Source organism: Streptomyces sp. NPDC047525 (assembly GCF_040643025.1).
In the GTDB taxonomy this organism is placed as follows: domain Bacteria; phylum Actinomycetota; class Actinomycetes; order Streptomycetales; family Streptomycetaceae; genus Streptomyces; species Streptomyces durmitorensis.
Map to the genome: position 1 here is coordinate 298,561 of NZ_JBEYTL010000004.1, position 12,140 is coordinate 310,700.

The following is a 12,140-nucleotide window of genomic DNA, read 5'->3' on the forward strand; positions in this document are numbered from 1 at the left end:
GGCAGCGGGTCCCTCCGGTCACGGCAGCACGGTCTTCTTCAGCGGCAGCGCGGGGTCCGACGCCAGGTCGGGGGAGAGCCGGGCGCCCGCCTCGATCAGCTTGCGGCCCTGCGCCAGGTCCCTGGGGCGGCCCACCGCGAGCACGGCGACCAGGGCGCCCCCTCGGAGCCAGCACACGGTCCAGGCCGCGCCCGAGGGGTCGCCGCGCCACACCAGCTCGTCGGCGGACGCGTGGTGTCCGGCGTACTGGACGAAGCGGCCGAACTGCTCGGACCAGAAGTACGGGACGGGGTCGTACGCCGAAGGGGTCTCGCCGATGATGTTCGCCGCCACCGTGCGCGGGCCCTGGAGGGCGTTGTCCCAGTGGTGCACCAGGAGGCGCTCGCCATACCGTCCCGAAGGGAAGGAGGAGCAGTCGCCGACCGCGTACACATCGGGCTGCGACGTCCGAAGGTGGTCGTCGGCCAGGATCTCCCGGTGAGCGCCCAGGGTGATGCCGGAGCCCGCGAGCCAGTCCGTGGCGGGGCGTGCGCCGATGCCGACGACGACCGCGTCCGCGGGCAGCCGGGTGCCGTCGTCCAGGAGGACGCTGCCGGGCTCGACGCGCTCCACGCGCGCGTGGGTGCGCAGTTCGGCCCCGGAATCGGCGTACCAGGACGTCATCGGCGCCGCGACCTCCGCGGGAAGGGCCCCCGCGAGCGGCCGCTCGGCGGCCTCGACGACAGTGACGGAGCAGCCCGCCTCACGGGCGGCGGTCGCGAACTCGGCGCCGATCCAGCCCGCGCCGACGACCACGATCCGGTGCTGCTCGGCGAGCACGGGCCGCAGCCGCTCGGCGTCGTCGAGGGTGCGCAGCAGATGGACGCCGGGGATTCCGGAGGCGCCAGGCAGCAGGATCGGCTGGGCGCCGGTGGCGATGACAAGGGCGTCGTACGGGACGGGGCCCCGCTCGGTGTCCAGTTCGTGGTCGTCGGGGCGCACGCCCGTGACCTCGTGGCCCAGGCTCAGCTCGATGCCGAGCGCCTCGAAGTCGATGTCGAAGGCGGAGCCCTCCGCCTTGCCGAGCAGCACGGCCTTGGACAGCGGTGGCCTGTCGTACGGCTGGTGGGGTTCCGCGCCGATCAGGGTGACCGCACCGGCGAACCCCCGCTCGCGCAGGGCCACGGCGGTCTGCACCCCCGCCATCCCCGCGCCGACGATGACGACCCGGCGCTCTTCGTGCCTCCGCTGCTCACTCACCCGATCACTGTAGGACGGCGGGCGACGCGCGCCTCAGGGTGCGACGGGGAGATCTCTGACACACCGTCACCGCCCATACCCGGACAGCTCCCCTACTGCCGCCGGGCGCCAGGGGCTAGGGTGGCCGTGCAGAGCACTCGCGGGAGCCCGGACGCACCGGGCTGAGAGGGAGGCTGGACGGCCTCCGACCGTACGAACCTGATCCGGGTCATGCCGGCGAAGGGAGGGGCTGGACGCCCATGCATTCACGTACACCACCCCGTACGACCCGCACGACCGACGTCGTGGTCGTCGGGGGCGGCATCATCGGCCTGGTCACGGCCTGGCGGGCGGCGCAGCGCGGCCTGTCCACCGCGGTCGTGGACCCCGAGCCGGGCGGCGGCGCGGCGCAGGTGGCCGCGGGCATGCTGGCCGCCGTCACCGAGCTGCACTACGGCGAGCAGACGCTGCTCGGCCTGAATCTGGCCTCCGCGCGGCGCTATCCGGAGTTCGCGGCCGAGCTGACGGAGGCGAGCGGCCGGGATCTCGGCTACCGCGCGTGCGGCACGCTCGCCGTCGCGCTCGACTCCGACGACCGCGCCCATCTGCGGGAGCTGCACGCCCTCCAGCAGCAGTCGGGGCTCGCCTCGGAGTGGCTGAGCGGGCGCGAGTGCCGCCGCCTGGAACCGATGCTCGCGCCGGGTGTCCGGGGCGGCCTTCGCGTCGACGGCGATCACCAGGTCGACCCGCGCAGGCTCGCCGCAGCGCTTCTCGTGGCCTGCGAGCGGGCGGGCGTCGTCTTCCACCGCGCGTGGGCCGAGCGCCTCACGGTCACCGGCGACCGGGCCACCGGAGTCGTCCTCGCCGACGGCACCGCCCTGGACGCCGGTCAGACCGTGCTCGCGGCGGGCAGCCTCAGCGGGCGCCTCTCCGGGGTCCCCGAGGGCGCTGTGCCGCCCGTGCGCCCCGTGAAGGGGCAGGTGCTCCGGCTCACGGTGCCCGAGCGGTACGCGCCGTTCCTGAGCCGCACCGTGCGCGCCGTCGTGCGCGGCAGCCACGTCTATCTCGTGCCGCGCGAGAACGGCGAGCTCGTCGTCGGCGCGACCAGCGAGGAGCTCGGCTGGGACACGACGGTCACCGCGGGCGGCGTGTACGAGCTGCTTCGGGACGCCCACGAGCTCGTACCCGGCATCACGGAACTGCCGCTGACCGAGACCCGCGCGGGCCTGCGCCCCGGCTCACCCGACAACGCGCCGCTGCTCGGCCCGACCGCGCTGCCCGGCCTCCAGCTGGCCACCGGCCACTACCGCAACGGCGTCCTCCTGACGCCCGTCACCGGCGACGTCATGGCGCACGCCCTGACCACCGGTGAACTGCCCGACGAGGCGCGGGGGTTCACCCCCGAGCGCTTCGTCCGCGATCCCCTCACGCAGCGCTTCATGGAGCAGCCCGCATGACTCTCTCAGCCGTTACCGCCGTCTCCGTCAACGGAGAGGCACGCGATGTGGCCGCGGGCACCACGCTCGAAGCCCTCGTCGCCACCCTCACCGCGGCCCCCTCCGGGGTCGCCGCCGCGCTCAACGAAACCGTCGTACCGCGCACCCAGTGGTCCACCACCCCGCTCACCGAAGGGGACCGCGTCGAGGTCCTCACCGCCGTCCAAGGAGGCTGAACCGACATGGCAGACGACCCCTTCGTCATCGGCGGGCTCACCCTTTCCTCACGCCTGATCATGGGTACGGGCGGTGCGCCGAGCCTGGACGTGCTCGAACGGTCCCTGACCGCCTCCGGGACGGAGCTGACGACGGTCGCGATGCGCCGTCTCGACCCCGGCGTGCAGGGCTCGGTCCTCTCCGTCCTGGACCGGCTCGGCATCCGGGTCCTTCCGAACACCGCGGGCTGCTTCACCGCGGGCGAGGCCGTCCTGACCGCCCGGCTCGCGCGCGAGGCGCTCGGCACCGACCTGATCAAGCTGGAGGTCATCGCGGACGAGCGCACGCTGCTCCCCGACCCGATCGAGCTGATCGACGCCGCCGAGACCCTGGTCGACGACGGCTTCACGGTCCTTCCGTACACGAACGACGACCCGGTCCTGGCCCGGAAACTGGAGGACGTGGGCTGCGCGGCGATCATGCCGCTCGGCTCCCCCATCGGCTCCGGGCTCGGCATCCGGAACCCGCACAACTTCCAGCTGATCGTCGAACGCGCGAGCGTGCCGGTGATCCTGGACGCGGGGGCGGGGACGGCGTCCGACGCCACGCTCGCCATGGAGCTGGGGTGCGCGGGTGTGATGCTCGCCTCGGCCGTGACGCGTGCGCAGGAGCCCGTCCTCATGGCCGAGGGCATGCGGCACGGGGTCGAGGCGGGGCGCCTCGCGTACCGGGCCGGGCGGATCCCCCGGCGGCACTTCGCCGAGGCGTCGTCGCCCGCGCAGGGCATGGCCCGGCTCGATCCGGAGCGGCCCGCGTTCTGAGCGTCGCGTGCCTGTCACAGCTCGGCTGCAGTCGGGCCCCGAGCCAACCCGGGCGGGCAACCGTGTCGGCGGTGGCTCGTAGACTCCCTGCGTGGACACGACCCTTCAGGACCCGCTCGTCGGGCAGGTGCTCGACGGCCGCTATCGCGTGGACGGGCGGATCGCGGTGGGCGGGATGGCCACGGTCTACCGGGCCGTGGACACCCGCCTCGACCGCGTGCTCGCGCTCAAGGTGATGCACCCGACGCTTGCCGCCGACGTCTCCTTCGTCGACCGCTTCATCCGCGAGGCGAAGTCGATCGCCCGGCTCTCCCACCCGAACGTGGTGGGGGTGTACGACCAGGGCGCAGACGGCGCGTACGTCTATCTGGCCATGGAGTACATCGCGGGATGCACCCTGCGTGACGTGCTCCGCGAGCGCGGCGCCCTGCAGCCGCGCGCGGCCCTCGACATCCTGGAGCCGGTCCTCGCCGCGCTCGGCGCCGCGCACCGCGCCGGGTTCGTGCACCGCGACATGAAGCCGGAGAACGTCCTCATAGGGGATGACGGCCGGGTCAAGGTCGCCGACTTCGGGCTCGTGCGCGCGGTGGACACCGTCACGAACACGACGGGCACGGTCCTGGGCACGGTCTCCTATCTCGCCCCCGAGCAGATAGAGCACGGCACGGCCGACACGCGTGTGGATGTGTACGCGTGCGGGGTCGTGCTCTACGAAATGCTGACCGGCGCCAAGCCGCACTCCGGCGAATCGCCCGCCCAGGTGCTCTACCAACACCTCCACGAGGACGTGCCGCCCCCGTCGGCGGTGGTTCCGGGGCTCGCCGTCGAGCTCGACGAGCTGGTCGCGTCCGCCACCGCCCGCAACCCCGAGGTCCGCCCGCACGACGCGGTGGCGCTCCTCGGGCAGGCCAGGGAGGCGCGGGCCGCGCTCTCCCTGGAGCAGCTGGACGCGGTGCCGCCGCAGGCGCACACGGCGGAGCACGGACACGACAACTCCGACGACCGTACGAGCGTGATCCCGCGCGCGGTGCGGTCCGTGCAGCTGCCGCTCCCCACGGACGGCGACCAGAATCAGCAGGACCAGCACAGCCGCCAGGACCAGCTCAACCGCACGAGCATCCTGCAGACGCCTCCGCCGGCGCCGCCGACCGCCCCCGACCGCAGGCGAGGCCCCAATCCGCGCCGCCGCATGATGGTGGTCGTGGCCGCCGTCCTGCTCGCGCTCGGGCTCGGCGCGGGCGTCTGGTACATCAACTCCGGCCAGTTCACGAAGGTCCCGCCGCTCCTGGCGAAGACCGAGGCCGCGGCCAAGAAGCGCCTCGGCGAAGCCGGACTCGACGTGAAGGACGTCAAGCGCGCGTACAGCGACACCGACAAGCGCGGCACGGTCATGGCCACCGACCCCGGGGCGGGTGAGCGCATCCGTGACAACGGCAGCGTGACGCTGACCGTCTCGAGGGGCCCCGAGATCGTGAAGGTCCCGAGCCTCAAGGGCACCCCGCTGGCCGCGGCCAAGAACAAGCTCAAGGACGTCGGGCTCGCTCCCGGGATGACGACCAGGGCCTTCAGCGACGAGGTGCGCAGGGGCTCCGTGATCAGCACGGACCCGCAGTCGGGCACCAAGCGCAAGGCGGGCTCCGCCATCGCGGTGGTCGTCAGCAAGGGCCCCGAGGTCGAGGTCCCCGACGTGACGGGCGACTCCCAGGCCGACGCGACCGCCGAGCTCGAGGACCTGGGCCTCAAGGTCAGGACCGAGACGAAGCGGGTCTACTCCGACGAGGACAAGGGCACGGTCGTCGACCAGTCCCCCCGGGAGGGCCAGAAGCGGCTCGCCGAGGGTGACACGGTCACGCTGACGCTCTCCAAGGGCCCGGAGATGATCGAGGTCCCGGACGTCGAGGGCATGAGCGTCGACGACGCCACGCAGAAGCTTCAGGACGCGGGCTTCGAGGTCGACGAGGACCGCGGACTGCTCGGCATCTTCGGGGACACGGTCAAGGGCCAGTCGGTGGAGGGCGGCGACGAGGCGCCCAAGGGATCCACGGTCACCATCGAGATCCGCTGAGCCGTTGATGCCTCGACGCGTTGATGCCTCGATCCGCTGACGGGACGCTCACGCGCCCATGCCACCCTTGAGCGCGTGAGCAGCAACAAGTCCCCCAGCACCTTGTCCCGCAGCACGTTGTCCCGCAATCCCGTCGGCGGCCACGTCCCCGTCGCCGGCGGCCTCGCCTCCGTAGGGCTTTCGTACGCCCGGGAGCTGGGTGCCGAGGCCGTCCAGGTATTCGTGGCCAACCCGCGCGGCTGGGCGACCCCGCCCGGCAACCCGAAGCAGGACGAGGAGTTCCGCGCCGCCTGCGCCGCCGAGAACATCCCCGCGTACGTCCACGCGCCCTATCTCATCAACTTCGGCTCGCACACCGAGGCGACCGCGGAGAAGTCCGTGGAGTCCCTGCGCCACTCGCTGCGCCGGGCCCGCGAGATCGGCGCGCTCGGCGTCGTCGTGCACACCGGCTCGGCGACCGGCGGCCGGGACCGCGCCGTCGCTCTGAAGCAGGTGCGCGACCGGATGCTGCCGCTGCTCGACGAGCTGACGCACGACGACGACCCCTACCTCCTCCTGGAGTCGACCGCGGGCCAGGGCTTCTCTCTCTGCTCACGCACCTGGGACTTCGGCCCGTACTTCGACGCCCTCGACGCCCACCCGAAGCTGGGCGTCTGCCTGGACACCTGCCACATCTTCGCCGCGGGCCACGATCTGACCGGGCCGAGCGGCATGAAGCAGACGCTGGACCTCCTGGTCGACACCGTCGGCGAGGGCCGCCTGAAGCTGGTGCACGCCAACGACTCCAAGGACGTCGTCGGCGCCCACAAGGACCGCCACGAGAACATCGGCACCGGCCACATCGGCGAGGAGCCCTTCCGCGAGCTCATGCTCCACCCCGCGACCGCGAACGTACCGCTGATCATCGAGACACCCGGCGGCAAGGAAGGTCACGCGGCGGACGTGGCACGGCTGAAGGAGCTCAGGAGCGTCTAGGGACCCCGGAGACTCTTGAGGAATACCCCCTAGGGGTATACGGTTCTTGCCAGGCGGCAGGCACCGATATCCGACGTTGGGGGACTCTCATGCAGCACGGCCACCACGACACTCATGCCGAGCACGCGCACCACGGCCCCGAGCACGAACACGGCCCCGAGCACGCGCACCACGCCCACGAGGGGCACCACGGCCTGGGCAAGGTCAGCTGGCGGATGGCGGCCCAGGCGACCCTGCACTGCCTCACCGGGTGCGCCATCGGCGAGGTCCTCGGCATGGTCATCGGCACCGCGCTCGGCTGGGGCAACATGCAGACGATGATCCTGGCGATCATCCTGGCGTTCTTCTTCGGATACGCCCTGACCCTGCGCGGCATCCTCAAGGCGGGCGTCGACTTCAGGACGGCGTTCCGGGTCGCGCTCGCCGCGGACACCCTGTCCATCGCGGTGATGGAGCTCATCGACAACGGCGTGATCGCACTCTGGCCGGGAGCGATGGACGCCCACCTCTCGGACCCCATGTTCTGGTGGATCCTCGCCATCGCCCTGGCCGCCGCTTTCGTGATCACCACCCCGGTCAACAAGTGGATGATCGGCCGCGGCAAGGGCCACGCCGTGGTCCACCAGTACCACCACTGACCAGGCACCGACCAGACACTGACCAGGCAGAACAGCAGAACGCGGGACTAGAGCTCGGGGCCGTCCCCGGGCTCTTCCTGGTACGAGTAGCGCTGCTCGGTCCAGGGGTCGCCGACGTTGTGATAGCCGCGCTCCTCCCAGAAGCCGCGGCGGTCGGCGGTCATGTACTCAACACCGCGGACCCACTTGGGGCCCTTCCACGCGTAGAGGTGGGGCACCACGAGCCGCAGCGGGAAACCGTGCTCGGCGGTCAGCAGCTCGCCCCCTTTGTGGGTGGCGAAAATCGTGCGCTCGTCCATGAAGTCGGCCATCCGCAGATTCGAGCTGAAGCCGTACTCGGCCCAGACCATCACGTGGGTGGCGTCGGGCGCGGGCGGCGCGATCTCGAGCAGTGCACGCGCGGGCACACCGCCCCATTCGGCGCCGAGCATGCTGAACTTCGTGACGCAGTGCAGATCGCCGACCACGGTGGCGTACGGAAGCGCCGAGAACTCCTCGTGCGTCCAGCAGTGCTTGTCCCCGTCGGCGGTGGCCCCGAAGACCCTGAACTCCCAGCGCTCCGGGCGGAACTTCGGCACCGGGCCGTAGTGGGTGACCGGCCAGCCCCGCTGGAGTCGCTGCCCCGGTGGAAGCTCCGGCTCCACTGCTTCCCGAGATGCGCGATCCGCCGACTGACCCATGCGTCCATCCTGACAGACCTGGGTAGGTGGACGTGACCAGGAGTCCGCCGACAGGGGCTGGTCAGCCGTTGATTGGGGCAACTCCTACTAAGCGTGCACTTACTGGACGGTCACTCACACCGGTGCAAGGATGCGCGGAACCTGCCCAGTTACCACGTGGAAGGAGCCTCTGCGATGCAGGGCGACCCCGAGGTCATCGAATTTCTCAACGAGCAGCTGACCGCCGAGCTCACGGCGATCAACCAGTACTTTCTCCACGCCAAGATGCAGGAGAACTTCGGCTGGCCCAAGCTCGCGAAGTACACCCGGTCCGAGTCGATCGACGAGATGAAGCACGCGGAGATCCTGACCGACCGGATTCTCTTCCTCGACGGCCTGCCCAATTATCAGCGGCTCTTCCACGTGCGCGTGGGTCAGACCGTCACGGAGATGTTCCAGGCCGACCGGCAGATCGAGGCGGAGGCGATCGACCGCCTCAAGCGCGGGATCGAGGTGATGCGCGGCAAGGGAGACATCACTTCCGCGAATATCTTCGAGTCGATCCTCGAGGACGAGGAGCACCACATCGACTATCTCGACACCCAGCTCGAACTGGTCGAGAAGCTGGGCGAGCCGCTCTACATCTCGCAGCTCATCGAGCAGCCGGAGAGCTGACCCGGGCCGAGAGAGCTGCTAGGCGGCCTCGTCCAGGCCGGTGAGGACAGGCTGACCCTGGTCGGCGAGCTCCCTGCGGGGGCACGTGCCCCGGCCCAGGAGCGCCTGAATGCTCCGTACACACGAACCGCAGTCGGTGCCCGCCTTGCTGGCGGACGCTATCTGGCGGGGTGTGCAGGCGCCGTCGGCCGCGTGCTGCTTCACCTGCGCCTCGGTGACCCCGAAGCAGTTGCAGACGTACACGCGGTTCACCTCCCGGACAGGATTCATCGGCGGCGCCGTCCCGATTAATCGGTGAGGCTAACCTAACCTTACCCACGACCCCGGGTCCACAAAAGCCCCCGATACGCCAGTGGGGCACGGATCACATGGATCCGTGCCCCACCTTCGCGTCTTGCGGGAATACCTACTGGTCGCGGTACATCTCCGCCACCAGGAACGCCAGGTCCAGGGACTGGCTGCGGTTCAGGCGCGGGTCGCAGGCCGTCTCGTAGCGCTGGTGCAGGTCGTCGACGAAGATCTCGTCGCCGCCGCCCACGCACTCGGTGACGTCGTCACCGGTGAGCTCGACGTGGATGCCGCCCGGGTGCGTGCCCAGGCCCTTGTGGACCTCGAAGAAGCCCTTGACCTCGTCGAGCACGTCGTCGAAGCGGCGGGTCTTGTGACCGGATGCCGCCTCGAAGGTGTTGCCGTGCATCGGGTCGGTGACCCAGGCGACGGTCGCGCCGGACGCGGTGACCTTCTCGACCAGCTCGGGGAGCTTGTCGCGGACCTTGTCGGCGCCCATGCGGACGATGAAGGTCAGACGGCCGGGCTCGCGGTCCGGGTCGAGGCGCTCGATGTACTGCAGCGCCTCCTCCGTGGTCGTCGTCGGGCCGAGCTTGATGCCGATCGGGTTGCGCACCTTGGAGGCGAACTCGATGTGCGCGCCGTCCAGTTGACGGGTGCGCTCACCGATCCAGACCATGTGGCCCGAGGTGTCGTAGAGCCGCCCGGTGCGCGAGTCCACGCGGGTGAGGGCCGACTCGTAGTCGAGGAGCAGCGCCTCGTGCGAGGCGTAGAACTCGACGGTCTTGAACTCCTCCGGGTCCGTCCCGCAGGCGCGCATGAAGTTGAGCGCGTTGTCGATCTCGCGCGCCAGCTGTTCGTAGCGCTGGCCCGAGGGGGACGACTTCACGAAGTCCTGGTTCCAGGCGTGCACCTGGCGCAGGTCGGCGTACCCGCCGGTGGTGAAGGCGCGCACCAGGTTGAGCGTCGACGCGGACGCGTTGTACATCCGCTTCAGGCGCTCGGGGTCCGGGACGCGGGACTTCTCGTCGAAGTCGAAGCCGTTGACCGAGTCGCCGCGGTACGTCGGCAGGGTCACGCTGTCGCGGGTCTCGGTGCCCTTGGAGCGCGGCTTCGAGTACTGCCCCGCGATGCGGCCGACCTTCACGACGGGCACGGAGGCCGCGTACGTGAGGACGGCGCCCATCTGGAGCAGCGTCTTCAGCTTGTTGCGGATCTGGTCGGCGGACACGGCGTCGAAGGCCTCGGCGCAGTCGCCGCCCTGAAGCAGGAACGCCTCTCCCTTGGCGACGGAGGCCAGTCGGGCGCGCAGCTGGTCGCACTCGCCCGCGAAGACGAGCGGCGGATACGACTCGAGCTCCGCGATCACATCGCGCAGAGCCTCGGCATCGGGGTACTCAGGCTGCTGCGCCGCGGGAAGGTCTCGCCAGGTGTTGCCACCGGTGGGGGTGGTCTTAGCGTTCACGGTCACCCCCACAACATTACGGGGTGATGTCTGCCGTCCATTCACCCGCTCACCAAGTGAGACGGAGCAGACACGGCGGAGCGCCGACGTCCGGTCTCCCGCTCGCCCGCGTGCGGTGCCGCCAGGGCGAGCCTGCGGTGCGTGCGGCGCAGCATCGTGCGGGCCATGAAGGGGTGGACGCGCCTGACCACGCCCCAGTAGATCCGGCCGCGCAGCGTGTCGGCCCGCGCGGCGGTGCTCAGCGTGACGTGCCGGCCGTCGACCAGGATCGAGGCGCGCGCCGTCAGGCCCGCGGTGTCCACCTCCAGGAGCAGCTCGTCGCCCTCGCGGGCGAGGACGGGGAAGGCATCGCGCAGGATGCCGGTCCAGGCCTCCGGGTCGCGCGGCTGCCCCGGGAGCAGCTCCATGCGGTACGCGTCCTCGTAGCCGGGGCGGTCGACGGCGGTGCGGATGAGGTGGGCGGACTCCGGCGTCCCGACCGTCTCCGGGCGGCTCCACATGAGCCGGTTGCAGAGCCGCACCCTGGGCGACCACCGCACGGGACGGGCGCAGCCGTCCGTCGCCGCCCGCTCGATGTTGTCGAAGACCTCTTCGATGATCGTGTCGTGCAGGGGCCGGACGACGGCGGGCCACAGCAGGCGGTCGCGGCCGCGCGGCTCGGTCTCCAGGACATGGCGGACGCGACAGCGCTCCTCCCCCATCGGCTCGACGGTCAACTCGTGGAAGCCGTTGTCCGGCGGGGTGAAGGCGAAGCGCACGCGGCGCCCCGGCTCGTACTCCGTGACGCCGTAGCGGACCGGGCCGTGGCCGCCGGTCGCGCCCACGCCGAGCGGGCGGTCGAAGAGCATCGGCGCCCAGGCAGGCGTCGGGAAGATCGGGTCGTCATCGGCGGAGAGCCGGTCCAGCAGGGCGCCCACCACCTCCGCCGGAGCCTCAATCACACGCTCGTGTTCGTTGAGTACCGTGCTCATCGCGCACCTCCATACGCTGGCGTATGGTCGACCATACGGTACCGTACGGACATGGTGCAACGGCAGCAGAAGAAGCCCGCGGCGAAGCCCCGTCTCACCGCTCAGGACTGGGCGGACGCCGCCCTCACCGCGATCGGCGAGGGCGGGCTCGCGGCCGTCGCCGTGGAGCCCCTGGCCGTCCGGCTCGGCACCACCAAGGGGAGCTTCTACTGGCACTTCGCCAACCGTGCCGCGCTCATCGAGGCCGCCCTGAACCGCTGGGCACAGATCAACACCGAGGAGACGATCCAGGAGGTCGAGGCCGAGCCCGACCCCCGCGAACGCGTCCGCCTGCTCTTCGCCGTGGCCATCGCGTCGGCCACGTCCGACCCCCTGGAGATCGCCCTCCTCGCGACCGCGTCGCACCCCCAGGTCGCCGAGGTCCTGCTCCGCGTGACCGAGCGGCGCGTGGCGTACGTCGCCGAGCTCTTCGCCGGGCTCGGCTTCCCCGAAGCGGAGGCGCGACGGCGCGGGCTGCTGGCGTACACGGTCTATCTGGGGCACGCGCAGCTCGGGCACGCGGTGCCCTCGGCGCTGCCCCCGGCCGACGAGTTCGGCGCGTATCTCGACGAGGCCCTGGACGTCCTGATGATGCGCTAGGGTGCGGGACATGCACGCGCAGACGAACCGAAACTGGTGGTGGCCCGCTCATCCGGCGGCCCACTGATTCTGCG

At 71.0% G+C, this 12,140-nt stretch carries 14 protein-coding genes and 1 riboswitch; of the genes, 9 read left to right on the forward strand and 5 right to left on the reverse strand.

Annotation, left to right across the window (positions count from 1 at the left end):
- Positions 1 to 18 precede the first annotated feature (18 nt).
- A complete protein-coding gene (locus tag ABZ833_RS13750; RefSeq protein WP_361045516.1) occupies positions 19 to 1,239 on the reverse strand; it encodes an FAD-dependent oxidoreductase in 1,221 nt (406 codons plus the stop codon).
- A gap of 129 nt (positions 1,240 to 1,368) precedes the next feature.
- Positions 1,369 to 1,481, forward strand: a riboswitch (TPP riboswitch).
- On the opposite strand from ABZ833_RS13750, the gene thiO reads away from it, so the two are divergent.
- From thiO to ABZ833_RS13780, 6 genes are all read left to right on the forward strand, one after another.
- Entirely contained in the window at positions 1,479 to 2,675 is a 1,197-nt protein-coding gene (thiO, locus tag ABZ833_RS13755) for a glycine oxidase ThiO (protein WP_361045519.1), read from the forward strand. It overlaps the preceding riboswitch by 3 nt.
- Positions 2,672 to 2,890: a sulfur carrier protein ThiS gene (gene thiS, locus ABZ833_RS13760; RefSeq protein WP_361045521.1), complete on the forward strand. Its 219-nt coding sequence runs from the start codon at positions 2,672 to 2,674 to the stop codon at positions 2,888 to 2,890. The genes thiO and thiS overlap by 4 nt, the downstream gene beginning before the upstream one ends.
- 6 nt (positions 2,891 to 2,896) lie before the next feature.
- Complete coding sequence (locus tag ABZ833_RS13765; RefSeq protein ID WP_361045523.1) at positions 2,897 to 3,691, forward strand: thiazole synthase; 795 nt, start codon at positions 2,897 to 2,899, stop codon at positions 3,689 to 3,691.
- A 91-nt stretch (positions 3,692 to 3,782) separates the two neighbouring features.
- A complete protein-coding gene (gene pknB / locus ABZ833_RS13770) occupies positions 3,783 to 5,756 on the forward strand; it encodes a Stk1 family PASTA domain-containing Ser/Thr kinase (RefSeq protein WP_361045525.1) in 1,974 nt (657 codons plus the stop codon).
- Between the two features lie 75 nt (positions 5,757 to 5,831).
- Positions 5,832 to 6,731: a deoxyribonuclease IV gene (locus ABZ833_RS13775; protein ID WP_361045527.1), complete on the forward strand. Its 900-nt coding sequence runs from the start codon at positions 5,832 to 5,834 to the stop codon at positions 6,729 to 6,731.
- Positions 6,732 to 6,820: 89 nt separating this feature from the next.
- On the forward strand, positions 6,821 to 7,369 hold the full coding sequence (locus ABZ833_RS13780; RefSeq protein ID WP_361045530.1) for a DUF4396 domain-containing protein: 549 nt from the start codon (positions 6,821 to 6,823) through the stop codon (positions 7,367 to 7,369).
- 47 nt (positions 7,370 to 7,416) lie between these two features.
- Here the strand turns inward: ABZ833_RS13780 and ABZ833_RS13785 are convergent, their stop codons facing one another.
- Positions 7,417 to 8,049, reverse strand: a complete 633-nt coding sequence (locus ABZ833_RS13785; RefSeq protein ID WP_361045532.1) for a sulfite oxidase-like oxidoreductase — start codon at positions 8,047 to 8,049, stop codon at positions 7,417 to 7,419.
- 174 nt (positions 8,050 to 8,223) lie between these two features.
- Between ABZ833_RS13785 and bfr the strand changes: the two genes are divergently transcribed.
- Entirely contained in the window at positions 8,224 to 8,703 is a 480-nt protein-coding gene (gene bfr, locus ABZ833_RS13790) for a bacterioferritin (RefSeq protein ID WP_160504564.1), read from the forward strand.
- A gap of 18 nt (positions 8,704 to 8,721) precedes the next feature.
- On the opposite strand, the gene ABZ833_RS13795 is transcribed toward bfr, so the two are convergent.
- The 3 genes from ABZ833_RS13795 to ABZ833_RS13805 form a co-directional block, all read right to left on the reverse strand.
- Entirely contained in the window at positions 8,722 to 8,973 is a 252-nt protein-coding gene (locus ABZ833_RS13795) for a (2Fe-2S)-binding protein (protein ID WP_249590401.1), read from the reverse strand.
- Positions 8,974 to 9,109: 136 nt separating this feature from the next.
- Positions 9,110 to 10,462 carry a class II 3-deoxy-7-phosphoheptulonate synthase gene (locus ABZ833_RS13800; RefSeq protein ID WP_361045535.1) on the reverse strand — a complete coding sequence of 451 codons (1,353 nt, stop codon included), beginning with the start codon at positions 10,460 to 10,462 and terminating at the stop codon, positions 9,110 to 9,112.
- 35 nt (positions 10,463 to 10,497) lie between these two features.
- The gene (locus ABZ833_RS13805; protein WP_361045538.1) at positions 10,498 to 11,427 is read right to left on the reverse strand and encodes a DUF2867 domain-containing protein; all 930 of its coding nucleotides are present in this window, start codon (positions 11,425 to 11,427) and stop codon (positions 10,498 to 10,500) included.
- 51 nt (positions 11,428 to 11,478) lie between these two features.
- On the opposite strand from ABZ833_RS13805, the gene ABZ833_RS13810 reads away from it, so the two are divergent.
- Both ABZ833_RS13810 and ABZ833_RS13815 read left to right on the forward strand, forming a co-directional pair.
- Positions 11,479 to 12,066 (forward strand): TetR/AcrR family transcriptional regulator, encoded by a 588-nt coding sequence (locus tag ABZ833_RS13810; protein WP_361045540.1) that lies wholly within the window; start codon positions 11,479 to 11,481, stop codon positions 12,064 to 12,066.
- A 10-nt stretch (positions 12,067 to 12,076) separates the two neighbouring features.
- Positions 12,077 to 12,133: a trp operon leader peptide gene (locus ABZ833_RS13815; RefSeq protein ID WP_361046300.1), complete on the forward strand. Its 57-nt coding sequence runs from the start codon at positions 12,077 to 12,079 to the stop codon at positions 12,131 to 12,133.
- Positions 12,134 to 12,140: the final 7 nt, after the last annotated feature.

Excerpts from the sequence above, each read along its gene's own strand:
- thiO (WP_361045519.1), top strand. The coding sequence starts at position 1,479 with ATGCATTCACGTACACCACCCCGTACGACCCGCACGACCGACGTCGTG.
- thiS (WP_361045521.1), top strand. The coding sequence starts at position 2,672 with ATGACTCTCTCAGCCGTTACCGCCGTCTCCGTCAACGGAGAGGCACGC.
- ABZ833_RS13765 (WP_361045523.1), top strand. The coding sequence starts at position 2,897 with ATGGCAGACGACCCCTTCGTCATCGGCGGGCTCACCCTTTCCTCACGC.
- ABZ833_RS13780 (WP_361045530.1), top strand. The coding sequence starts at position 6,821 with ATGCAGCACGGCCACCACGACACTCATGCCGAGCACGCGCACCACGGC.
- ABZ833_RS13785 (WP_361045532.1), bottom strand. The coding sequence starts at position 8,049 with ATGGGTCAGTCGGCGGATCGCGCATCTCGGGAAGCAGTGGAGCCGGAG.
- bfr (WP_160504564.1), top strand. The coding sequence starts at position 8,224 with ATGCAGGGCGACCCCGAGGTCATCGAATTTCTCAACGAGCAGCTGACC.
- ABZ833_RS13795 (WP_249590401.1), bottom strand. The coding sequence starts at position 8,973 with ATGAATCCTGTCCGGGAGGTGAACCGCGTGTACGTCTGCAACTGCTTC.
- ABZ833_RS13805 (WP_361045538.1), bottom strand. The coding sequence starts at position 11,427 with ATGAGCACGGTACTCAACGAACACGAGCGTGTGATTGAGGCTCCGGCG.
- ABZ833_RS13810 (WP_361045540.1), top strand. The coding sequence starts at position 11,479 with ATGGTGCAACGGCAGCAGAAGAAGCCCGCGGCGAAGCCCCGTCTCACC.